Here is a 24,491-nt window from a genome sequence, read left to right as displayed (position 1 = left end):
TCCGCCTCTGGGCACCAGCCCCTCTTCTCCCCGCACTCCCTTTCGCCGAAGCTTCTACGCTTCTGTTTCTGCAAATCCCTGAAATCGCTGATCTTTTTGTAGAGAATGGCGTGGCTAGGCGCGTTTCATGGAGATCTGGGCGCACTTGGTCCAACGGGCCGCCGGGATGGTATTTCCGTTGGTATTGGGCATCCTGTTGGTATCAAAAAGCCAAAGTGAGGTCCCATCAATGGCCCTATCCGACGTAAAATGCCGAAATGCCAGACCCGCCTCCAAGCTCGTTAAACTATCTGACGGTGGTGGGCTCCAGCTTTGGGTGCAGCCCACCGGGTCCCGCCTGTGGCGCCTCGCCTATCGATTTGAAGGCAAGCAGAAGCTTCTGGCGCTAGGCAGCTATCCTCTCATTTCCCTAGCCGAGGCACGCCAAGCCCGCGATGACGCTAAACGTCAACTGCTGTCTGGCATCGACCCCGCACAGGAACGCAGCTTGCGAAAGACCGGTTCGGCAAAGGACACCTTTCGCTCAATCGCAGACGAATATCTTGACAAGCTGAAGAAGGAAGGACGAGCGGACCGGACGATCAGCAAGGTCAAATGGCTGCTCGACTTTGCCTATCCGTCAATCGGCGACAAGTGCATTCGGGAGATCGATCCGGCCTCAATCCTTACCGCCCTCCGTCGCGTGGAGGTTCGCGGTCGATATGAGTCGGCCAGGCGACTTCGCTCCACCATCGGGAGCGTGTTTCGATACGCAATCGCGACCGCACGCGCTGAGACAGATCCGACGTTCGCCTTGAGAGGCGCACTCATCAGTCCGACGGTCACGCCGCGCGCCGCGATTACCGATCCTAATGCCTTGGGAGGCTTGCTGAGGGCGATCGGTGCATTTGACGGACAGCCTACAACCCGAGCGGCCCTGAAGCTGATGGCGCTGCTGTTTCCCCGCCCCGGCGAGCTGCGCGCAGCCGAATGGGGCGAGCTCGATTTCGAAAGCTCGGTGTGGATCATCCCTGAAGCGCGCATGAAAATGCGACGGCCGCACCGCGTACCCCTTTCAAGGCAGGCTGTTTGCCTCCTGACCTCACTTAGAGAAATTTCTGGTGGTGGGTCGCTGCTGTTTCCTAGTGTTCGATCAGGTTCGCGTCCGATTTCCGACAACACGCTAAACGCCGCGCTGCGCCGTATGGGTTACGGCAAGGAAGAAGCTACCGCGCACGGCTTTCGAGCAACGGCATCAACTCTGCTAAACGAATGCGGAAAGTGGCACCCGGACGCCATAGAGCGGCAACTGGCCCACATTGAGAACAACGACGTTCGTCGCGCCTACGCCCGGGCAGAGCACTGGGATGAGCGCGTCAAGATGATGCAATGGTGGGCCGACTATCTGGATGAACTCGAGAGAAAAAACGCGCGGGTGATCTCAATCGGGGGCTGCGGCAACTCCGCCGTCCGTACGCCATCGCGAGGGTCCACTTTGAACCCAACATCGACGGTTCACCAAACGCCGAGAGGAATCTCCAACCTCCGAAGATCATACTGAGGTTCAAAAAATGCCGAAACTATACGACTAAATAGCAGGTCAGGAGGATCGTTTTCTACATAAAATCAATATGTTACCGGATGGTTCGCCTCCCCATTTCCTTCGTATTCTCTCGTAGGTCTGGCGAACCTAATGACCAAGACGAGGACTAGTTTCCATGCGAGCAGTGTCTCTGTTTTATAACAATGAGGGTCAATGAATGCATTTTGTCCAGGGTATGAGCGCGGCTGATTTGCCGTAAATTGTCAGTCCGCTATTGGGTCACAACTACAGGCAAGCTGCCGTTTCGCTGACGACCTGCTCCCAACCGCAGCCGTCTCGCAGACAGCGAGCGTGCCTGGCCGGCACCCGCCCTGCTACCAGCGGGGCAGAGCCATGAACAATGCAGACACCAGCTCGGGTGCTTCGCAAGCCCACCTAGCTGTAGAATCGGCCGACTACGGAATGCTTATGCAGGTTCGGGGGTCGATAGGCTTTCGCTTCGCCCATCTGCGGAACGGCGTCCGCCTCGAAGCGAGCGATCACAGAAGGATGCAGCGCCACACCGCCGTCGATATCCCTCACATGCGCTGTCCAAGTTAGGCTGTTACGGGTAAGGAAACGAAGCAGTGCTGGCTGGCCGTTCAGGACGCCCTCGCGCTCGTCATGCTGGAGTCCTAGCGGTTCCGGCGAGGTGACGAGCACTTCCGGTCGTATCCGAACCTCCGGGATCGCCGCCTTCAGCTCGTCAACCATCCATTGCAGCGCGATGTCGGAAAGCCGCGATTCCTCCTCGGGATAGCTACCGCCGATATCCGAGTGATTGCCCGCGAACCACACCTGCTTCATCCAATCGTGGTTGCCGCGCTCGTTGTTCCATTCGACATCCACACTCCTGCCCCAGGTCACGCGCGGAAACTTCAGACGTGCCTCGTCGATCGCGAGCGCATGGCGCAGAAAGCGGACCTCGCGGTCAACATAGCGGTCGTAATTCTTACCTGACCACCATGCGACATGCCCGTGCCGCGCGATGGCGAACCAGTCGAGTGGATTCCAGAGGCGTGGTTTCCGGTCGGGGTCCTTGAAGAAGTATTTCACCTGCCCGGCCATCACCACGACCGTCCAATAGGCGACGGCGAGCGGAACTACCGCGATCAGCGTTGTGATCCACCACGGTGCGACCGTCGAAACCCACCAGGTCAGCAGAAGAAGCAGAACGAAGCCGCCGGCTGCTAGGAGCGTTGCTTGTCGGCTGCCGAGGGCCGCGACCGTGTCGAAGACTCCGACAAATACGGGCTGCACGTTACCCTGCGGCTCACCATCCGCGCCGACGCCCTCTGCGCCGTATGTCGCGCGGAAGCGCCTTGCCTTCTCCTCGCGCTCGTCCTCGTAGAGGTCCCGTTTGGATCCTGCTCCGTGGTTATAGACATACCGGACGGCGTCCGAGGCGATCTTGCGCAGTCTCGACCCGTAACGCGGCACAAAGCCGCCGTCCGATCCTTTGGTCGGCACTCCGCAGAGGTTTAAGACATTCGCCAGAGAGCGGACGGTGTAGGCCCCTCGGCTGAAGCCGAAGAGGCAGATTTTGTCGCCCGGTTGGTAGTTGGCGATGATCGCCGCGTAGCAGTCTATGACGTTTTGATCTATGCCCGTACCGACTGCGGCAGAAAGTATGTTCCTGACTCGGCGGAAGCTGATACCGTCTGTCTCGCCGGCGCCTAAACCGGGGTCGTAAAAGGCGACTTGCTCGTGCGGCCTGATCTGCGAATCAGGGCCGGGCCGCATCGCGCGGTACATCTTGTAGACGTTCGACAGGCGCTGGTCGGGACGAAGTCCTCCGACCTGCCCGGTCCCGTCGGAGAAGATCAGAATCAGCTTCGCCAAGTCCACGTCCTCCTTCCAATGCCGGTCGAATCGCATTTCGTTGACCTTCGCGTAATTTTACGCCCATGCAATAAGTCGACTAAGAATATCTGTGTTCTCTTCTTTAGGATCGCGCGCGGAATTGAGCAAACGTTATCCGCTCAAGTGCCAAATTCTCGTCTGTCCCAAGGCGAAACGCTGGATTTAGTTCTCATCACAGAGGGGCCGAGATCTGAACTCCGAGCGCCCCTTTTGGCTCTGCTGAGGGATCGCTTCTTTGGCCGCCAGCGGAACGACGGCTTTCAGGTGACCTCACCCAAATAACGGACCTTCGCTCCGCCATGGTAGATATCGCTCCGGTGAAGACAGCTTGTGCAGAAGCTGGTTTATCGCTCTCGCTCTAACTGTTACGCTCGGGGCGTGGGATGCCACGTACATCGCAGAGATTCGGATCGACAACTTTCCCTTGTTTGGCGCAGGTGATCAGGCCTTCGTGCTCCCCACCACCACCACCTGAGCGAGCTCAAGCCGTGGTTGCTAGGCACGAAATCGGGCGGATCTTCGAAAAAACCGCAGGGGCAGGCAGGTCTTCAAAGACCCCCGCATGCTCTGGCGCCTCAAGCTCCATTATGTCGCACTGACCCGCCCGACCCACTTGCTGTGTCTGGCGATGCCAAGGATGCATGCGGCGAGGGGGAGGTCGAGACACTTGCGGCTCGCGGCTGGACGATTATCGAGTGCTGCGCTCCCGCCCAAGCGCAGCAACATTGGCTTAGGGGGACACCGTGGCTGATCGGCTCTTCGTCATAGGCAACGGCTTTGATTTGCATCACGGGATACCTTCCCGTTACCGCGACTTCGGGCGCTACGTTGAGGGCATCGACCGGAAGGTTTCTGAGCTGATCCGCGACTATCTGTTCGTTGATAAGGATTTCTGGAATTGTTTCGAAGAGCGCTTGGCAACCTTCGACTCGGACCACGTCATCGACTACGCGGAGAACTTTCTCGTCTCCTACGGTGCTGAGGACTGGAGCGATGCCGACCATCACAACTTCGAATATGAGATCGAGCAGATCGTGGATGGCCTTTCTCGAACAATGCGCAAGCACTTCGCAGATTGGATAAGAGGTCTGCCAATTCCGTTGCCAGGTACGGTCCCGTTGGTCAATTGCATCGAACGGCGCGCTAAGTTCCTAAACTTTAATTACACGCCCACCTTGCAGTCGCTCTACGGCGTCGACCCCGGCCAAGTTCTGCATATTCACGGCAGCGCGGTTGATCCCGATTCCTTGATTGTGCTCGGGCATGGATGGGAAAGGCAGGCGGACGAAATGCTGGTAAGACAGGTGGATGAAGACACCGACACCCGCATTGCTGGAGGCTACCGCCTCATTGACGACTATTTCGCCGGCACCTTTAAACCAACTGAAAAAATCCTTGCCCAAAACCAGGCTTTCTTCGATGGTCTTGTGGACGTAAGCGACGTCTTTATCTTGGGCCACTCACTCGCCGATGTTGACGCGCTTTATGTCGCCGAGATTGCGAACAAAGTGCCTGTGACGGCACGGTGGACGATAAGCTGCTACAAGACGCCAGAGACGGAGCGAAATCGCTTTTCCGGCTATGGCGTGAATGCAGAACTAGTACGTTTTGCACCATTGTCGACCTTATAGGGTCCAAGCCGCGTCAACGCCGAGTTCGACCACTGCGATAAGGTCAGCTTACGAAGTACGGACGCGATCGGCTGAAACGCCCGATGTGATCCTTAAGTCTCGCGATGTCTTCAGGAACTACGTCGGATTTCAGTAGACGGCGCTGCAGACCTGAACGGCAAAAATGCGGCGCACTGCGGTTCGGCGGCCTTGGGCCGCGAGCTGACGGTCTTCTCACGTAACTCCCACGCGCTTGGCGGACCTTCGAGCGCGGTCGCAGTTCACCTGTTGTTTCGACGAAAATCCAGTTTGAGCTTGTCCTGGTAAACGCCTATGCGCTTTTTGGCGCGATCGATGACATCGCTGAAATGCAGGATCTCGAAATAGGTTTCACCGAGCGACTGCCGAGTCTCGGGATCCTTCAGTTCGCTTGATTGGAACCAGCCATTACCCGTCGGGAACGGCGTCCAGTTTCCGCTCAGACGCAGCGTATTGACGCTGTCGCCGATAAGGTAGCCATAGAACTTCCTAAGTTTGCCGCCGGATTTCGCGGCAAGTAGCTGCGCATATTCCGAAAGATCGCCAATATGCTCATCGGTTGAGACACCGGGCGCTTTGAACTCGACGATGATCGCGGATCCCTCCTTGCTGAAGACTGCGATATCGGGGCGCTTGCCGCCGTTGTCCGTAGTCCGCTTGGCAAGAACCGCCCGGAGCGCTTCGTCGATATCGCTTTCGAATACGTTCGTATCATCGTTCCATTTGATGTTTGCGAGCGGCATGTCCGAGGCGATGTAGTCATAATATTGATACTCTTCGCTCAGCAGCCAGATGTCATGATCAGTCGTCTCGGTGCTGTCCTTGCGCATCGGGAAGAAGATGCTGTGGATGATCTGCTCATCCCTGCGCCGAACTCCGTCGGCGGGCGCCTGCATGGCGAGCCGCTGGCCGCACGCGAGATCGAGAATATCGACGATCGCCGCGCGACGCACAATGAGCTGCGATAGGTTGGCCATGTCGAAATTCTTGAGCGACGAGGTATATCTCCATGAAAGTTCATGGATTTTCTGCCGGAACTCGTCGGAGTCTGGCTCCGCGAGGATGATCTCCTCCTTGAGGTTGAAGATAGCGGCGGTCTCGTCGATGACGGCCTTCTGATATTTGGTCAAAACGCGTTCGGCGACCGACTGAGCGGATTCGCCATAGACAATACGGGTCTTGGTATCCTGGAGCATCGCTTCACTGATGCCGAACTGGTAGGTCGCCTCCTTGAGAACCTTGTCTTTATTCCAGTCGGCAGGGGTGACCATCCCGTCGATAACTGGGTCCAGCGCCTCATGTATGTCGGCGTAGGACAGTCTCTCGGAGGAAAACATGTCGCCGCTCGGAATCTCGTCCGGGATGTTGTCGAAATCATCGCGCTGTTCGTTGACGCGGGCATCGAGATAATCGGATTCGATAAGCACGATATGGTGGAAGCCAGCGACTGGGTTGTTCTGCTCGGTGCGCGTACGAAGGTAGTGTCCCGTAATGTCCTTTACAGGCGTTGATTTGGCGCAGAAGGCGATGGCGTTGCGCGGAAGGTCATATTGCTCGGCGTCGAGCTGATAGTGTGAGAGGTTGAATCTTTGCCAGCTGCCGAGACGGTCGCCTGTTCTCGGATCACGCTCCTCGACGTCAATCGCACGCTCGGCGGTTACGGCCGGTAGATCGGCGAGGCGCAGCACGTCGTTCTGCGCCTCCTTGTCCTTCCAATGCCGCGTGGTGAACCGAATCTCGAAGGCGCCCAGCCGCTCTCCAAGTCCGACGAGCCGTTGCAAGAAGGCTACGAGCATTTGCTTTTTGAGCACAGACGCCGAGAAGAGGTTACTGAGGGCGTCACCGTGAGATATCCGGGGGCGAACCAATTCCTTGAACTGCTCCAGCTTGATGACGGTTCCAATATCAGCTTCGATGCCGGGAACGATGCTGAAATCATCGGCCTCGATTTGCTTCTGCGGCTCGGCATAACGCAACTCGCGCTTCAGGAATTTGTCGCCGTCACGGTAAGTACTGGCGATCGTCATCTCCGCGAAATGATGGAAGAACTGGATGCGTCCGGCACCTTTGCACTTGCCGATACCCGAAATAGAAAGGTCGTCCTTGTAGGACGTATCCTTGGTGAGAAAGGCCTTGAGTTGTTCGTCGCCGAGACCGCATCCATTGTCGCTGCAGGACACACTCATGACTTCGCGGTCTTCGAGCATGTCGGCGGGCGAGAACTCGACTTCGATCGTGACATTCATGCCCGGTACGGAGGTGTCATCCGCTCGGCGGATCAGATAAGCGTCGATGGCATTCGCGATAAGTTCTTCAAAAACGACATACTGGTTCAAGCTGAGCCTTGTGTTTTTAATGCTCCCCCTGATGTCGAGCGTCATTTTCGTTTCGATCCAACCCTAACCCAAACTGGCCACTAGCCGCCTGCCCATTTGAGAGTCAAGCGACGCCAGATGGAAGCCCCGCCGCAGCCTCGTGGACGGGCATACTGTCCACACTGTCCATTGTAACAATAAGATGATGGCCAAATCCTACGTCCGCATTCGGTGGCTTCCAATGGCACTTCGAATGACCGGTATGAAAGCGCATACCAGACATTCAGCAGCTGACCGACCGCGCCTCGGTTCTCTCATCCCCTCCACATGTAGATCGGAGAACGGCCTGCATATGCTCTGCCAGGTCGAGCTCACCACGCGCCTCGATCTGTAAGAGATACCGAGCCTTGACTAGGCGGTCCGCTTCCCCCACCGCAGGGTAGCCGCAGATGGCGTGCAGCGCCCTCTCCTCCTCCCGGCTGGCTCTGTCGGACTCGCTGCTGCCATCGCCCATGTCATGCAGGGCGTCACCGAACGCAGCATAAGCTATCTTGTGCGCCTCAATCAGCGCTCGCAGACTATTGGACGGTCCTCGATCTCGACCTGGCGGCTCAGCACCGAGCGCCGTTGCCGCAATTGTCGAGGCGACGACTGCGCTGCCAGAGCGGAGGAGCAAGCCGCGGCGGTTGATCCTAGACGTGGCGAACTCTCCCATTTGCTTTGATGGCGATCAGGCCACTGACGTAAAACCATCAGACCGTAACACGACCCTATGCGCATTCGTGTCAGCTTGGAGCGACCCCTGGCGGCGGCAGCCGGCGCGGTTGGGCGGTGCGCAACGCCGGCGGATGCCGGGCCAGACGAGCGCTCCGGTAGACGCGTCGATTTGATGGCGGACGTGTCGCTACCGGCGCGCTCTCCAAAGCCTATGCATCCGCAGTGCGGAAAATGGCACCAGCCGACAAGCCTGCGCTCGGCCGGCATCCTACGGCCGACGCTGGCGACGTCGGCACTCGGGGCAGCGGCGAAAGATCGCTGCGGCAGCCGTGCCGACCGCCCATCGCGAGTCACCGCAAGGCAGGTCGACGAGGTGCTGACGTTGACTATCCACCAGTTCGTTATCGGTCGACGAGAGGCTATCTCAGCGGGTGGTCTCGGACCACGCCCTCTTCCCGGCGCCGCACTCCTCAAGCGCTGGCCGAGCCCTCGCACATTGCACTAAGCCATGGAAACAGCTGACAATTCGGGATTCTGGCAATGTGCAGTAAACATCCACGCATTGCGAAACCACTATCTAATTCATTGAAAAACAAAGACCAACCGTAGCGCAATGTGCTCCCTTTTATCCTGCCATCTTAATCGGTTGTGTTTTGCGAGATTTTGTCTCCATCGTCGTTCCTCCTCCCGGATACGATAATATACTAGTCTATTCTCTGCGCTACGATTCCGCTTTTGACCGTTGAGTTCCGATGCGCCGTGCAATCTTCCGCGCTCTGCAACGGGCTGTTTCGGCTGCACGAAAGCAGCACTCGAACCGTCGTGGCGCACTTTTCCATCGGTCTGACGGAGCATCGTCACAGGCAATCGAGCGCGGTTCGGCCGTCTGTCGATCGGCGTGGCCGGAGGCAGGATAACGTGCGTTCCGTGGTTCCTGGTCTGCATCGGTCCTCATCCGCCGGGACGGATCTCTTGTGTTAGGCGGCGCCCGTCAGCGTGCCGGCGCCATGCGTTTCAACTTCCGTTGCACCGTTCATCGATGCGCCCCCAGCATCCTGCGATCGTTGCGATGCACGCGCTGGGCAGCATCGCTTCGGTTCGCCGCAGAATCGCCGGCATAGAACGTTCCGCCGCTCCACATAGCGTGCATGACCACCGCCAGCTTGCGCACCACGACGACACAGACCTTGCGATGGCAGGAGCCTTTGGCGATCGCCTGGCCCCAGCTCTTGACCTTGTCGGATCCCTTGAAGCGCGTCATCAGCCCCGCAGCCGCCTCGTAAAGCGAGCGTCGCACATCAGCATCGCCGGTCTTCGATACGCGGCCCTGAACGTCGATCGAGGTGCCCGACTGCCAGCGCCGCGAGGTCAGTCCGAAGTAGGCCGCGACGTCTCGTGAGCGGCGGAAGCGCGACGGATCGTCGATCGCCGTCATGAACGAAAGTGCTGTGACCGGGCCGACGCCGGGGATTGTCATGAAGCTCGGCACAGTTCGCTGCGTGCCACTATTTGGACGACGAGGTCGTGGAGCCGGCAGTACTGCCTCCACAGCGCTGCACGCGCCGACAGCGCGCCTCGCGCGCATCAGAAGTAACCGTTCGGCAGCAGACCGCCGCCGCCTTTTCCTTCCAGGGATCGTCACCCGCATGGGCCGAACCGTCATGCGGGTTCGGTGGCGATAGCCATAGAGCCCGACCGGCGTCAGCCGGGGCGGTATAAACTACGATCCCTCAACGGCACTGAAATTAGCCGGGCAAATGCTGGCTTCGGTCGGAGCAAAGAACCGTGTAGAATCGGCCCCCGGTGACCTGTGCCTAAGATCAACAGAACGGGCAAACAATGGGAACACCAACACTGCCGGGGAATTTCGAGATCGCGCCCGGTCATCGGGTAAGCGAATGGAATGGCCTCAAACTCAATGACGCGAACGCTGGCACCGACGATTGGAAGAAGGCACTCGTGATACTGGATGCGCGCATCCGCAGCCGATTCATCGAGCCGGCGCAGTTTCTCATCGACTCAGAGGCGAACAAGGGCCGCGGAACCAACGGATTCGCGGTGCTCGCTATCGATTTCCTGCTTATCGAGACCATCGAAGGTTTTCGCAGCGGTCGTGCCAAGCACAACGGTCAAAGCAAGGCGCTTTTCACGGCGTTCCTAACGGGGTGGCCTGCATTCACAGCCTGCGTGCCGGCGGGCAAGAACGCGGCCGATCTGGCGTTGAATGTCTATGAACAAGGTCGCTGCGCGCTTCATCATACAGGTTCGACCGACCGCATTGTGGTTAGGAAAAGCGGCAAGTTGTTTGTTTTTCACAATGACGGACGGATTGAGATCAACCGCAGTCTGATGCACCGGGAGCTGACACGGGCGTTTGACAGCTATCTCAATGATCTGAGAGCCCCTGCCAACGTGGACTTGCGCAAAAAATTCAGAACGAAAATGAACCACATCACCGCCTGACGTTTCGGGAGGTACTGCGAAATAGCTATTCGAGAGCTTTGTAAGAAGCTAATGCATAAGGTTCGAGACCGGTCCGCCCCTTGACCGTTTCGATGTAGCCGGCGGCGGTATTGTAGAACCTCGTCGCATTCTTGGGATCGGCCATTCTCGCGTAGTCGAGATGCCGGGTCTTTTGGTGCAGCTTCAGCGGGGCTTTAACGGTATCCTGGATCTCGGTTGGCTCGATCTCATAGGGAGAAGAGTGCGTCACCAGATTGCGCCATTGCTGCATCTGCCCGATATCGCGGAACATGCCATGGCGCTTATCGATCTCGATGCCGGCGGCAGACATCAGCAATTGCATTTTGTCCCAAAACCGCCTCCCTTGCCGGTACTGCTCGTAGTCAAAGCCGCCGAAGCGTTCATCTGACCGCATGAGGAACGCCACGGATGCTGAGAAGCTCTCGATGGCGGCGAAGGACAGGACCATTCCTCCTGTAAAGAAGGAGAACCCCATCGAGAGGTTGCCCGTCTTTGGGCGCTTGTCCATTACCAGCCCTATCTTGATCAACTCGCCCGCTGCGTGGAGCGTCAGGTCCCAGTCATGGTTTTGAGCTGAGTATTCGTACGGCAAGATAGAATCCTTTACGCAGATGCGCTTATGCAAGTAGCGGGCGAGACTTGCGGCACCTATGGCCAGAAAACTTCGTAGGCGGGCTCTGGCACGTCGTCCGGGTTGATCTGTTTCCCAAATCCGCCGCTTTGCTTGAGGACGACCAGGATTGCGGGAAAGCCGACAGCCTGCGGTGAGGCTGCCACCTCCGCCGCCACCACGCGTCTGCACCATTCATCCAGCCGAACGGAGTTGGAAAAGGATTTGAGGCTGCCTCGCAAAGATAGCATGGCGATTTCTTGAACGTTCGGCTGCGTTCCCAAAGCCACGACCTGGCACTCTCCGGTTACGCCGGTAAAGTCCCCGGTATCAAACCCAAGCCACCGGATAGCAGGTGTGCCATCTGCCTCCAGTCCGGCCACAAGGTAGCGTAGCGTTGTGGCTCCGGTTGCGCTTTTTTGTAAATACATCGGGTGCGCATACTCCATGATTGCGTCGGCAACGCTCTTGGGCGTGGCACTTTCGGATGGCAGTCGTTCCAGCTTTTCCCAGACGGACTCCGTTCCTGTGAACGAGCCCGCCTGGGCGATGGCGACACGCGTGCCGATGGTAAGAATCTTCGATGAGTTCATCACCGGCCGCATCGTGTCCGGATTGTGCAGCAAGGTGTCGGCTGCGATGGCGGCGCCGCCGGGAAAAGTGCAAGCGAGAATGACGGTCATTGGATTCGCTGATCCGGTCTCAAATTATGTGATTATTGGCAGGGCTGCCGAGTGACTATGAAAAATATACTTCGCTAAGGGGCAAATCCGCTAGGCTGCCGCTAACACCGCTGATTGCAGTTTTTCTTCTTTTCGTTGCCCCTGACGTATAGAATTCATGGGCTTTGATTCTGGGAAAACAATGACGCAGACAGGCGGTCCAGCAGCCATTAACGGCTTTCTGTATCAAATTCTCCACCATCTTTCGTGGGTTTCCGAATCGACGCTCATTCAAACTCTTGGTGGCGAGAATGTTATCGACGCCTGCCTCGTGCTCGAGCCGATCCCAGGTGGCGATGCGCGAGCGGAAGGGCCCGATCTGTTCTTGGTAGAGCAGTACAAGACCCGCCTTGATGGAACGTGGTCGGTGACAGACATCGAGACAGTGCTGTCGGGGCTATACAACGCGATTCCGGCGACAAAGCCTTCGGGTGCGCAATATCGCTTCGTTACGGACGGGCGACCTGGCCGTCTGGAGGCACTGGGAACATTTCTTGCTGATATCCGGACGGTCCAGCGACCGGAGGCGCTTGACGAAACGGTCTCGCGAAATTTTGGTGGCCTCTTCACCGGCACCAACCGCGATTATTTCGACCGTCTATGTTCCCGACTGAATGACATTTCACACGGCGCGAGAATTGTGGAGCCAGAGACGCTCTGTCACCTGCTTGCGCATTTCTCAATGGTTTTCGGCTCGGCAGCCGAAGACCAGGCCAATGCCATACAGCAGCGATTGCGCCCCTATGTGGGAAACCTGGGTGACGAGGTCAGGGTTCGCCAGCAGCTGGTGGGCCAGTTGGTCGAGCGTCTTGCCAGCGGTGAGGTGAGATTAGATCGAGCGGCGCTGGACGACCTGCTGCGAACCGCTGGAGTAAACCCGGATCGCTTGCGCCGATATTCGGCACTTTCCCGAACGTTGGCTGATCTCAGTCGGCACAGAACGTCCCGTCGGCATGACTATCGGCGCGAAGCTGACATTCGGGGCGATTCGAGCTGGCCCGTCGACAAGCTCGTATCGCTTCTCGCCGGTGAGAGCGGCAACGGCAAATCCTGGCGACTTTGCCGAACTCTGGAAGGCTGCGCCGAGCGGTTCCAGCCTGCGGTCTTCGTATCCAATACAGCCACTGCTGAAGCCATCTTGATGCAAGCCTCGCGCGACATATGGCAAACGGGGCTTGGCGAAACTTCCGAGAAATCTCTCCAGGCAATCAGTCAATTTTTCCACGAGATCGAGCCCGAAAGAACAGAACCTTTTGTCACCGTAGCCGTCGACGATGTGCAGACGCTAGATCTGGCACGCACTCTGATCAGCCAGGATTGGCGGGCATGGGGCATGCGACTTGTCATGACTGTTCCCGCCTCTGTAGCGCGTGCACTGGCACACGCGGATGATAAAGAAGTTCATATCGAACCGGTTAGCGAATTCTCGGTCGATGAGCTCGATGCTCTGTTGCAGAAGCACGGTCAGCGATGGATTGATTTGCCGCCAGACCTCAAACGGTTGCTGCGCAGCCCGATTCTGGCCGGACTCTACGTCAAACTCCCTTACAAATCCGCCCGGAAAGCTCCCCGAAGCGAATACGAGATTTTTGATGGTTTCTGGCAACGTATCGAGGAGAAGGGCGGGCATATCTCAGATACGGGCGCCATCTTGGCACTGGCGACATACGTACGTGAGGGAAGACCATATCCCTTGCCGTTCCAACTGCGATCACAGATCGGCCTGACAAGCGACGAACTGCTGGCCCGTCTGGAAGTGGCAGGCTGGCTGCGCTGCGGAGAAAACGGGGAAATTGCGTTCGCTCATGATCGTTTGATGAATTGGGCCGTCGCACGGGAACTCTTCGTAAAATCAAGGAAGGGCGATTTTTCAGCGCGGCAGCTTGGCTCCATTCTGATCAGATCGAGCGATCAACCGGAAGAGAGGATATTTCGAAGACTCGGGTACGTGCTCATGGATGTTCTCTGGTTCCTGACCAGAGATGAAACGCTGACCGATTATGCTGCCGACCTCGTGGTGTTCCTCGAAGAGAGCCGCGAATATGGGAGCTATGGTGAAGAGCTGTACGTTCATTTGCTACCGACACTTGGGAGTCAGGCCACCGGGGTGCTCTTAAAGCGGCTTACTGTCGTTGCGGCCGCAGATGACGACTATCGGATTACACTGATCGGCAAATCCTTCTCGCAACTGGCCGCGCAGGAGGGATTTGATCGCGCAAAGAATCTGTTGGACCTTCTCCAGTCCTCATCACTGCCAAGGCAGCACGTTGCCATTGCCGCCTTGACGGTTGCACCGGATGTTTCTGCCCTTGACCGGCTTTGGGATATCCACAGCGAGCGTGCCGATCACATGCACGTCAACATGAACAACCGGACGGTTCACGACTACCGAGCTACCATGGCAGCTCTACGGTCTGGAATTGAGTGCAACCCGGCGTGGCTGAAAGGCCAACTGCTAACTTCCGAAATCGATCAGCAACATGTATCGGACCTCGTCTACTTGTTGTGTGGAATGGAGCACTCCGACGCCGAGACAATCTGGCGCGATACGGCCGATCGTGTCATGCGCGCTGTTCCCACGAACAAGCCCAGAAGCCTGCTCAATGCCATCGGACGTTTTGCTGACCGGAAAAGGCTGGAGTTCGTTAGTGCAGGCCTGACCCGACGCGAAGATGGAGCGAACGGCGCAGCGCTGGCAACTCTTGCAATGCTGGAACCTGCAAAGACTATCGAACGTCTGGGAGACGTCAGTTCAGACGAACGTTATCCGACTCGCGGTCAGTGGCTTCCGATCTTGTTGCATAAACATGGCGACCAGACACGCAGTCGCATTCTGACGATTGCCGAGAGCGAGCCCAAGAGCCACGAGGTCATTGAGAACCTTTTCTGGGAAAGACCGAACGATCTGGACCGTCCAATGCTGCAATGTGTCCTGCGCGGCATCGAAGGTGATCCGCGTGCGCAAGGTGATTTCAGTTCGCCCAAGGAATCCGATTGGCTGTTTCATTCACTCGATTTCCTTGGACGCATTACCAGGCCCGATCTGCTCGTGCTGCTTGAGACTGAAGCCGGCGGAGCCTTGGAGGCGACAATCACGGCTGCAGCGTGTAGCCGCCTGTCCACCAACAGTAACTATCATGATCATATTCGCGAGAATGCCCGGCATTGTCTTCTATTGATGGGCGGGAACGGCTTCACCAAGCTGATCAATCGGGAACTTGCATCGAAGCACTTCTGGGTCCGCCACGGGGGACTGAACTGGGCGTTTGTGCGGCCGGATACCGAGACAATCAGCTTGCTGACAGCAATTGCCTTTCGACCGTTGGGACGGGATGGAAACAACAAGCTGGAATCAGATTCGTACCGAGAGTTTTATCAAGCGACCGTTGCGCTTGCCGCTGTTGGTGCCGACGAGCAACTGGTATCTGCCTTGTGGCAGGCAGGCGTATCGGAGGTGCCCGTCTCCCTTGCCAGGCTGAGACGCCATTGCGGGCCGCTGGCCCGCCATGTCATCGCACAGACCCGCGACATTCTTGAACGCGCAAAACCGGATCAGCATGATCTCCTGCGTGCCTTGACCATCGCGTGGCTTAGTCACGACGAAAGCCTTGTACCGTTGCTGAGGGCATTGCTGCAACGGACGGAAGATGCGGAAGGCAAGGCGGCGGGGCTTGCCTGTATTGCACTCGAAGAGCTCGGCGACAGGTCAAATGAGTTCGCCTCCCTTGCCTACCGCGTGGCTCAATCATCGGTGAACACCCGATTTGGAGTGAGCGCGCTAGCCAACCTGGGAACTGTTGGCGCTGGATGGCTTGATCGATGGCGCCGTGATCGAAGCGGGGCGGACAGCCAATTGGTATCTCAGGTAATCCGAGTCCTTTACGAGAACGTGGACACTCGGCCGTTGGCAATCGAGGCGGCGAGAGACTCTCTCGCCAACCGACGTTTCGGCCTGGATACGCCTTATGACATCGTCGCGGAGACCGGCAATCTCGAAATTCGCGAACAGATTTACGACAAGGCTTTTTCGTCCCGCTCCTTTGTAACAACGGAGCCGCTGCGTGCCATTCAGGGCCTCGTGAAACTGGACCTCTCTCGTGCAGTGGAAGCCATCGAAGTGGCTCTTGAACATCATCCAGCAATCGAGCGGGAATTGTGTCAGTTGCTGGTAACGATAGCGCCCGACAATGCTGGACATGTGCTCCTACGGACTGCGCTGGCGAACAATCGGCCGTCGCTTAACGTGACTGCCGGTCGCGCGATGCGCAACCTTGATCGATCTAGCGTAGCTGATTTGGTTGTCGAAGCCATGGCCGGATCGCGCCTTCAGCGTCAAATCGCAATCAGCCTCGCTGGCTGGATTCCAAATCAGATGGTGATTGATAAATTAGACGGCATCGCTGCCTCTGAGCCGGTACGAGAGGTTCGGCTTTCCGCTATCGAAGCCTTGGAACGGCACAAGACGCTTGCCACTGTGGAAAATCTTTTAGGTGAGTTTCGCCGTGCCGACGCCCCCCGGCGCTGGCAGTTGTTCGCTGCTATTCTAAAGGGTGGCGATCCCGATCTGTTGACAAAGCGTGACGATCCGCTGTGGCTGGGACATGTTCTCACGAGTGAGCTTCCCGATATTTTTGCCCACCATGCTCTGGATGTGCTGAGACAACGCAGGCAGCGAGAAAAGTAGGGACCAGCGCTATCAACCTTGAATATCGGATGCGGTTCACCACCGCATGAGTTTCTCGTCACCCATCTTTCTGAGAAACGCCTGCATAGCTTCCGATACCGGCCCCTCGACATGAAAGTCACCGAAGCGACGCCGCAATTCTGCCCATCGTGCCGTCAAGATGCCTGACCGTCTGAATTTGGGGGCAATCCATATCCACTGAAGACCACGCCAACTCTTTCCTTCGTGCTCTCTGATCCGAAATGCACAGGCTCCCACGATGACGTCATCCGGGTTGGAAAAGAGGACACCTTGCACCCCCGGGTCATCATCTTCTTTTGGGCTAAGCCATTGAACGAAGTCGTAGCTGAACTCTCGTTTGAAAGCCAACGCGCGCCGGTACATTTCCCGGTGTTTCCATCTAGGCGAATTCTGGTCGACCAACTCGGCTTCGGTGTTTGCAGCCCTTTCGGCGACAAACTGCGGCACCGGTTTTGGATCCAGATACGCCAATCGCTTCTTGTGCTCGCGGCGATGGGCAGCGCTGGAATCTGGTTCGCCTCGTGTCCAATCGTAGCCGCAAATCTCACAAGTTATCCGCTGGGTCGGCCGCTTTCGCCTATGTTTGGGAGCGGAGACTTGTAGCCAAATCGGTCTGTCGTCGGCGGCGAGCCACGCTTCGATTTTGTAGCCGGTAGCGGTCGTCAGTTTCGTTGTCGTCCTGATTTTCGGCCAGGGGCGTTCGACGCTTATGGTTCGCGGCGCGCATTTATGCCGCGTCTTCTCGAACCATGATATCGACAGCTCGGAATCGGTCAGAAGCTCCGTAGTTCTCACGGAAGGGAGCAGAGACTCAACAATGGGCGCGGGATCGACGGCGAAACCAAGCTGCTCCAATTGGATCAGCAGGCTGGCGACATCGGCAGCGCGGATACTTTTCGAACCCGAAACCATCGCCTGCCTTGTCTTCGGACGATGATAAACACTGGTGATCGGCAGCTCGAAGAGTTCGCACCATTGATTGCTACTCATTTCATGGCGCGCATCGTCCAACCGGGTGTCGGTTAGATAAAATATGTCTTCAATATCCGCGATCGACGCCCACCCGGATTCTACAATTCTAGCGAACAGCTCCTTTGCTCCGCGTTTCTTGCGGCGATCTTCCGGTGCCTTCAGCGATTTAAGAATTGCCTCTAGTTGCGGCGCCGTGACTTCTGCACACATGTTCCCCCCAATTTTTCGAATCGAAAGCTTATCACGGAGGGAACTGCTTTTTTCAACGCCTTTGCACCGCAGGTGGAGAACGCGACAACCATTGTGCTCTAGGGGTTGTCGAAACCCCTTCCACAAGGGTTCCTAACCAGCGGGCGGTGTGAGGGTCCAAGCTCATGCTGACCCGCTGGTCATCGCGCCGACGCGACTGCTGTTTCGCATTTCTATAACCAGCGTCGGCGTCTCTACGATATTCTACGGTCAGTCATGTGATCCTGTGCATCGACCATCTTCGTCGTTTTGGCGGATTCAATAGGACCAGTCGTGCCGCTCTGCATCTTCATCCTCACGCTTGGCCTGCCAATCATAACTGTCAGCGAGCTCGTTCAGCGCCTTGGCTGTGTAAGGATGCTCGAAGGCGATGGCATTCGCCCAGTCACGGTATTTCGTCGCCTCGTTCCGCTCCAGAATACCGCCATCGCCTGGCATGCGAGTTGTCACGCCACGCCGGTTTGCCTTACCAACGCGAAACCCCTCCAGCATGGATTTGCTCCGGAAAAGGTCGAGAGCATGGCGGACGGGCTCCGCGGGCCAGTTCCCATCCGCGCCTTGGGGTGAAGAGGAGAGCATCTGGCCGATCTTGCTATCGGCGATGTCGAGCCGGCCGACCAACTTGGCCAGCGCGCGCGCCTCCTTGATCCAGGCTTCCAGAGTCTCACCGTCGATGCTGTTGCCTTCGCGCCGACCAGGGATGTGGTTCCAGAGTTCGAATAGCCGGTAGGCCTGGCGGGCAACCGCGTGCGCCTGTTCAGGATTGGACGGCTCCGGCTCCTCGATCCCGCTTTCGGCGCTGGGCTTGAAAACGGCGCTTAGCATTTCGATGAACAGCTTCGGCTGTTCCGAAAGAACTGACAGCAGCACCTTCGCGGGACGGCGCGAGTACTCAAGGACGCGCAGGTAATTCCATTCCACCATCGCAAGAGCATCGCGATCGACGTCATCACGAGCGTCCAACTCCGTCAGCGTCTCGGCGACATAGTGCTGGAACATGGTAGCCTCGTTGCCGTCCGCCTGGTTGTCAGCGGGTTGGCGCGCCGACCGCTCCAGCACCTCAAGCAGCAGGGCGGACGGAAGACGAACCGACTTGTCGCGACGGCCGACGAGCATCAGAGCGTGACTGGCCCGACCCACGTCGATCAACTGGCGGATCGCGTAGACGATGGCTTCGCTGTCTCCGTCTATCCAAAAGACCGGTACGCGGCGCCAGTAGGTCGCCAGCGTCTCGCCTCCGATCGACGCGACCTGGTCCCAGGTCCATCGGCCGCTCGGCAGGGCGCGCAGGACCGTCATCAGAGCATCCTGGCCCCAAGCGTCCGCTCGCACCCGGGCGATCAGCGCCTCAGCCCACGTCTCGTTGCGGTCTCGGAACGCCGAGATGATGAGGCCATGGGCGACGTCACGTTCGCGCGGGTCGTCGCTTCTAGCAGCCGCTTCGATCAGCGCATCCAGGTCGGCGGCCGTGATGCCGCTGTCGTAGAGCGCCTTGCCGATGTGGCCAGCAGTTTCTACCAGTCGAGCCAAGCCGAGGATTGCCGGAATACCTCCCTTCTTGAAAAGAGTTTCAGCGGCCACCTGGCGCGCAACCTCTACCTCGCGCTGCTCGCCTTCCCACCCTTCGCCCGCTGGTTTGGGCAAAGCAACAGAGTTCTCGAACAACCAAGCCGCCAGAGCCAGTGGGTCGCTGGGTGCAAAGCGCTCGTAGACCGCTTCCAGTCGTAGCAGCACTTCCTCCGACAATGACCACTGTGCGTCGGGAAACTGTCGATGGTGGTGCAGGACGCGCCGAAGCTTTTCCCAGAAGACGGCACGATCGCTGCTGTTTGTGACCTTTGGTTCGGCCGCCTCCAACGTCGCAAGCGCGTGTCCCAGGTCCGGCGCAAGGTCGCCAAACCGATCCAGCAACGCCGACCATTGCCGAGGATCGGTGCCCACGTCGGCGATCAGCCGCTCGCGGATACTTGCGGCACCCTGGCCGATCAGATTCCAGGTCACCACTTCCGGCTTGTCGACGCTGAAATCGCGCCAGCGCGGCTGGGGCGACGGGCTTGAGATGTCGTGACCGCTCGGCAGCACTCCGAGCATCAGTTTCCACGCCGTCGCCGGTTCGCGTTTGCGGATCAGGTCGAGCGCGCGAATACGCTGCTCTTGCGTGGCATAGGTCTGGGGGCTCCAGAGCAGGTGAACCTCCTTCAGACTGTTCATCGGCCCATTCATGTATTTGCGCGGATTGACGTCTATCGCGTCGAGACGTGCCAGGGCATGAGTCACGCGCGGCATCCAATCGGGTGACCATGCAAGGGACTCCAGCGCCCACATCAGGTCGGACAGGTGCTCGGTACCGAAGACGCCGCCGTCATCGTGCCCAAACAGAGCGCCGATCGGCGGATGGTTGTGGTCGAGACTATCCTCGATGGCCGTAAGGAAGGCATCGGGCGAAGCCTCGGCGAGCAGCCGAAAGTCGCCGGAAAGTGACCACCAGCGCCGCTCATCAGCGCCACGTAGCAGGCGCGCGACGATTGCGTCCGCGCGTCTCGGCGCGTCTGCGGCGGTGCGGATCTTGCCTCCCCAGAGTGCCAGCAGGATCAGAACCTGGCCCACGCCATGTCGCAGGAGGCCTGAATAGCTCGGCTGAACACCATGGATGTCGGCCATCCAGCGGTCGTCTGGCTCCATGTCAAACCGAGGATCGGGCGCGCCATGGACCGATTGAGCGACATTCTCGAAACGGTTGAGATCGGCGGGCGTCAGGTAGTGGGCCAGCAGAATCCAGGCGTCAGACGGCGAGGCTATGCGCCAAGCTTCACCGACCTTTTGCAGCGGGCTGTCGAAGGCGCCCACAAACGTCGCAAGGTCGGCGATAACGGCGTCGTAAGGCTGCTCTGCAAGTTCGGCCAGACGCGCTCGGTCGCCCTCCGAGGTCTCGACCCAGCCGCCGGCGAGCAGCGCCGCCAACAGCGCCTTCGGCGGAGCCGCTTCCGCCCACCAGGGCAGACGCCCGGGAGCGCCGGGGATCAGCCGACGCAGGACGGCAAGATTTCGTGCGCTGTCCCGAGCCAGCGCCTGCGCGCGCGGTTCGCCGATGCCCGCTGCCTGGAGGGCGGTGGCGATGCCCTCTCGCGACGGCCGAGCCAGGGCTCGGACCTCGCCGCGTCCGATCAGGCGCTCGTCATAGGCCAGGAGTACGAAATGACCCCGCTTGGCGAGGAAGCGGGCAAGACCCGGATCAGGCTCGGTGAGAATCAGGATCAGCGGTCCCCTAGCATTGCTCAGGGAGCGGGCCGCCTCGCCCGTCGTCACCACCAGCGTGCGGGCGCGATAGGCCGCCGCGAGATTGGCCGGAAGTTCGCTCAGCGCAGCATGAAAGAACGCTGCCACCTCTTCGGTCGTAGTCGCCTGGAGGGAAAGGACGGACGGTTCACCGCGCAGCCATCGCAGGACCTCGGCCGAATCCTCGCTCCGGTCGGCGAGCACGAGGTCCTCGGTCAGTCGCCACTCGGTAGCGAGCGACCACTCCTCCCATAGCTCATCGAGTTCCCGCGTCCCGGGCGGCCGCTTGTTGAGACGCGACGTGATCCAGAGGCCAACTGCCGGATGCTGCTCGATCCAATGCACCAGGTCATCAGCGTCGTAGACGCGGACCTCCCGCCATGGACCCACTGCCTGACGGGACTTGGCCCAGGCGTCCTTCTGCGGCCAATGTCGCAGCGTGACGAAAATATAGGCGGAGGTAGCGGGATCGAGGGGGCTCGGTGTGGCCGTCCGCTTCTCGTAGTCCTCGGTTGCCTTCTGCTGGATGTTGCGCCGCTGGACGCCGAGTTCCCAGCCAGCGCGCCCTTTCGGGATATAAGCGTTGCCGTTGACGGCGATGGTAACACCGTCCCATCCGGGGTGACGAACGCCTTCGTCAGACGGGAAACGCAGTTCGATGTTGGGGTCGAGCGCAGCCTGGATCAGTTTGGCGAGCAGCGTAGGCAGGCTGACCGGACCGTCTGTGCGGTCAGCCCATTCCGAAAGATCTTGCGCACTGACCCAGCGAACTGGAGTGCCTGTCGCCTCGGCGCCGGTGATGGACGGTACCGCCGGACCGATTACCGCGCCCGTGGACAGGAAGCTGATGCCCGCGCTTTCCAGGGCGGTGCGGATGGCCTGAGCGTTGTTGGCGACCGGCGTACGCGAGCCGCGCTCGAAATCGGCGATGGTCGATGTACCCACGCGCGCCGCCTTCGCAAGATCGTGCTGCGACCAGGCCAGGAGGGCGCGTGCGGCCCGAACATGTTTGGGCGTAAGTTCGGTGGGGGGACTGGAGTTTCTCATGGTCATATGAAATATATGACGTAAGAAAGAAAATCTCAACTGTTACCTTTTGTTCACAATAATTATTTTATGCCGACAATAGGTAACATTTCGGCTGGTCGTCATATGGGATATCGCGAACGCGCCCTTGATCTGGTCCGTGCTCGAGGCATAGCTCGAGCGCGAGACTTTAAGGCTGCCGGTATCCCGCTGATCTATCTCAAACGCCTGACTGACACTGGAGACCTGGTTCGTCTAGGCCGCGGACTCTATCAGGATTCTTCCCACGTCGGGGAGCATATCGGGCACAATTTGGCGGAGGCCGCGCGATTGGTTCCGAACGGCGTCATCAGCCTTATCAGTGCGCTCCGTCACCATGAGCTGACGACCCAGCTGCCACATGCGGTCTGGATGACAATCCCCCACAAGGACCGGATCCCAAACACGAGGAACCTTAAGATTGAAATCGTCCGAGCAACAGGGGAAGCCCTGACGGCGGCTATCGAGCTAGTGACGATCGAAGGGGTGCCGGTGCCGATCTACGGCGTCGCCAAGACCGTCGCCGACTGTTTTAAGCATCGCCGACACGTAGGCGAGGACGTGGCGATCGAGGCCCTGCGCGACGCTCTGAAGCAGAGGAAGACGACCGTGAGCGAACTTATGAGGTTTGCCGCCATGAACCGGGTGACCAGCCGGATGGAGCCATTCATCAAGGCGATGCAATGAAGGACAAAGTCATCAAGGATCCAGCCGCGTCGACCCGCGCGCGGCTGTTCGCCCACGCCAAAATCGATGGCGAGGATTTCCAGCGGGTCCTGACGCGCTACGCCATTGAACGCCTACTGTTCCGCCTTAGCCAAACCGACGCGGCCGAGAGCTATGTACTGAAAGGCGCCATGCTGTTCGTCACCTGGCCCAGGCACGCCGCCTTCGGCCTACCGGCGATCTCGACCTGCTCGGCTACGGCGACCCCCCCCCCGGCGCCCTGATGGCGTTGTTCAAACACATTTGTCAGATGGAGCTGCCAGAGGACGGCATCCTATTCGACCCAACTACACTGAAGGTCGAGGCGGTCCGCGAAGACAACAAGTATCAAGGCGCCCGGCTGACCCTGAAAGCGACCCTGGCTGGTGCGATCATCACCGTGCAGGTCGACATCGGCTTCGGCGATCACGTCTACCCGCCGCCGAAACGGGAGATCTTTCCGTCCCTCCTGGCGGGCCTGCCGGAAGCCAGCATCCTCATGTACCCGCCCGAGACAGTGATCGCCGAGAAGTTCGAGGCAATGATCCGCTTCGGGCAGACCAACGGCCGCGTCAAGGATTTCCACGACATCTGGGTAGCCACGCGCATATTCCCGCTCGAGATGACCAATGTTGTGGAAGCAGTCGGCGGAACGCTGCAGCGCCGCGGGACGGCCATCCCGACGGAGATGCCCGTCGGCCTGACCGAGCCCTTCGCAGCGATCGCGGAGGCAGGCCTCTGGAAAGGCTTTCTGCGCCGCACACCGCCCGTGATGGAGCCGCCCCCTTTCTCGCAGCTGCTAGGCGAGCTGCGACGCTTCTTCGGACCGATCATCGTCAGCCTAAGCGTCCCAGAAGGCGCGCGCGGGCGCTGGGATCCCGATGGCAGCGCGTGGCGTTGACTGGCGCGACGCCTACGGTCCATCCCTGGATGACGGTACCCAACGCAGCGATCGGCCAGAACGAAACTTCAATCAGGACTGAATCGTACGGGCAATGTCACGGTTCCATGCTCTTATGGCTACCGCGCTAGCCGCCGGGGTCCGTTGGCGCAGCGTTGCCCGGAACGCAAAAACCGCCCCGGTTAGACCGGGACGGTTAGCGTACTATAACAGAAGTGGTTGCGGGGACATGATTTAAGGCTACTTGCAACGGAGTCGAGTTAGCATACGAATTGAGTGGCCGCGCTGTATTCGTCGCCGTACCGCTCTAGCGCTACCGTGCTCTGGGAGGGCAGCGTTAGCCTCTATCACCAATTGGAACTTTTTGACTGACAACTTGCCTCCGATAGTAGAACAACGCTTTCTTCAGTAGTGGGTTTCGCGCTGTAGCGGCCTTCCGCTCGCCGCCCGAACAGCGCTTCGATCAAGTTTGCACCACTGCGGATCCAGGCCCGCCAAATTCCTTCATATACGCGCGCAATTCGGCTGGAGGCGCAAGGCAGAAAGTTCGAAAAGCTTCCAAGAACCCCAGTCGATTGCTAATTGTAGAACTATTTGACGACCAGTTTTGGGCCGGGAGCGGTCTGTCCGCTTTTCGATCACTGTTGGCGGATATCGTTGAAAAAATCGGCCGCGTCTCGGCCACGACATCGACTGA

13 protein-coding genes and 1 pseudogene are annotated in these 24,491 nt (G+C 58.7%); 7 read left to right on the top strand and 7 right to left on the bottom strand.

The window, feature by feature from the left end; genetic code table 11:
- The first annotated feature begins 229 nt into the window (after nt 1-229).
- Nucleotides 230-1,540, top strand: coding sequence for a tyrosine-type recombinase/integrase (locus tag AU465_RS17855; protein WP_192250454.1), 1,311 nt, complete (start codon nt 230-232; stop codon nt 1,538-1,540).
- 417 nt (nt 1,541-1,957) lie between these two features.
- Here AU465_RS17855 and AU465_RS17850 read toward each other — a convergent pair whose 3' ends face one another.
- Entirely contained in the window at nt 1,958-3,403 is a 1,446-nt protein-coding gene (locus AU465_RS17850) for a phospholipase effector Tle1 domain-containing protein (protein WP_192250450.1), read from the bottom strand.
- 764 nt (nt 3,404-4,167) lie between these two features.
- Between AU465_RS17850 and AU465_RS17845 the strand changes: the two genes are divergently transcribed.
- Nucleotides 4,168-5,055 (top strand): bacteriophage abortive infection AbiH family protein, encoded by an 888-nt coding sequence (locus AU465_RS17845; protein WP_192250436.1) that lies wholly within the window; start codon nt 4,168-4,170, stop codon nt 5,053-5,055.
- 260 nt (nt 5,056-5,315) lie between these two features.
- On the opposite strand, the gene AU465_RS17840 is transcribed toward AU465_RS17845, so the two are convergent.
- Nucleotides 5,316-7,454, bottom strand: coding sequence for a hypothetical protein (locus AU465_RS17840; RefSeq protein ID WP_192250433.1), 2,139 nt, complete (start codon nt 7,452-7,454; stop codon nt 5,316-5,318).
- Between the two features lie 1,684 nt (nt 7,455-9,138).
- Nucleotides 9,139-9,674: pseudogene (locus tag AU465_RS17835) on the bottom strand (transposase); the annotation flags it as partial.
- Nucleotides 9,675-9,944: 270 nt separating this feature from the next.
- Between AU465_RS17835 and AU465_RS17830 the strand changes: the two are divergent.
- The gene (locus AU465_RS17830; protein ID WP_192250430.1) at nt 9,945-10,568 is read left to right on the top strand and encodes a hypothetical protein; all 624 of its coding nucleotides are present in this window, start codon (nt 9,945-9,947) and stop codon (nt 10,566-10,568) included.
- Nucleotides 10,569-10,593: 25 nt separating this feature from the next.
- Here the strand turns inward: AU465_RS17830 and AU465_RS17825 are convergent, their stop codons facing one another.
- Together AU465_RS17825 and AU465_RS17820 are read right to left on the bottom strand one after the other, a co-directional pair.
- Nucleotides 10,594-11,181 (bottom strand): hypothetical protein, encoded by a 588-nt coding sequence (locus tag AU465_RS17825; protein WP_192250427.1) that lies wholly within the window; start codon nt 11,179-11,181, stop codon nt 10,594-10,596.
- A 56-nt stretch (nt 11,182-11,237) separates the two neighbouring features.
- Complete coding sequence (locus tag AU465_RS17820; protein WP_192250425.1) at nt 11,238-11,882, bottom strand: Ntn hydrolase family protein; 645 nt, start codon at nt 11,880-11,882, stop codon at nt 11,238-11,240.
- 181 nt (nt 11,883-12,063) lie between these two features.
- Between AU465_RS17820 and AU465_RS17815 the strand changes: the two genes are divergently transcribed.
- Complete coding sequence (locus AU465_RS17815) at nt 12,064-16,605, top strand: NACHT domain-containing protein (RefSeq protein ID WP_192250422.1); 4,542 nt, start codon at nt 12,064-12,066, stop codon at nt 16,603-16,605.
- Nucleotides 16,606-16,641: 36 nt separating this feature from the next.
- Here AU465_RS17815 and AU465_RS17810 read toward each other — a convergent pair whose 3' ends face one another.
- Both AU465_RS17810 and AU465_RS17805 read right to left on the bottom strand, forming a co-directional pair.
- Nucleotides 16,642-17,808: a GNAT family N-acetyltransferase gene (locus AU465_RS17810; RefSeq protein ID WP_192250419.1), complete on the bottom strand. Its 1,167-nt coding sequence runs from the start codon at nt 17,806-17,808 to the stop codon at nt 16,642-16,644.
- A gap of 297 nt (nt 17,809-18,105) precedes the next feature.
- Nucleotides 18,106-22,170, bottom strand: a complete 4,065-nt coding sequence (locus AU465_RS17805; RefSeq protein WP_210325144.1) for a helix-turn-helix domain-containing protein — start codon at nt 22,168-22,170, stop codon at nt 18,106-18,108.
- Nucleotides 22,171-22,275: 105 nt separating this feature from the next.
- Between AU465_RS17805 and AU465_RS17800 the strand changes: the two genes are divergently transcribed.
- The 3 genes from AU465_RS17800 to AU465_RS17790 are packed head-to-tail and all read left to right on the top strand — an operon-like array spanning nt 22,276 to nt 23,794.
- On the top strand, nt 22,276-22,875 hold the full coding sequence (locus AU465_RS17800) for a type IV toxin-antitoxin system AbiEi family antitoxin domain-containing protein (RefSeq protein ID WP_192250413.1): 600 nt from the start codon (nt 22,276-22,278) through the stop codon (nt 22,873-22,875).
- Nucleotides 22,872-23,138: a hypothetical protein gene (locus AU465_RS17795; protein WP_192250410.1), complete on the top strand. Its 267-nt coding sequence runs from the start codon at nt 22,872-22,874 to the stop codon at nt 23,136-23,138. The genes AU465_RS17800 and AU465_RS17795 overlap by 4 nt, the downstream gene beginning before the upstream one ends.
- The gene (locus tag AU465_RS17790; RefSeq protein WP_246506212.1) at nt 23,138-23,794 is read left to right on the top strand and encodes a nucleotidyl transferase AbiEii/AbiGii toxin family protein; all 657 of its coding nucleotides are present in this window, start codon (nt 23,138-23,140) and stop codon (nt 23,792-23,794) included. Before AU465_RS17795 ends, AU465_RS17790 begins: the two co-directional genes overlap by 1 nt.
- Nucleotides 23,795-24,491: the final 697 nt, after the last annotated feature.

Source organism: Mesorhizobium silamurunense, assembly GCF_014843905.1.
In the GTDB taxonomy this organism is placed as follows: Bacteria; Pseudomonadota; Alphaproteobacteria; order Rhizobiales; family Rhizobiaceae; genus Mesorhizobium; species Mesorhizobium silamurunense.
The sequence above is the reverse complement of the archived record's forward strand: the minus strand, read 5'-3'. Positions and strand labels throughout refer to the sequence as shown.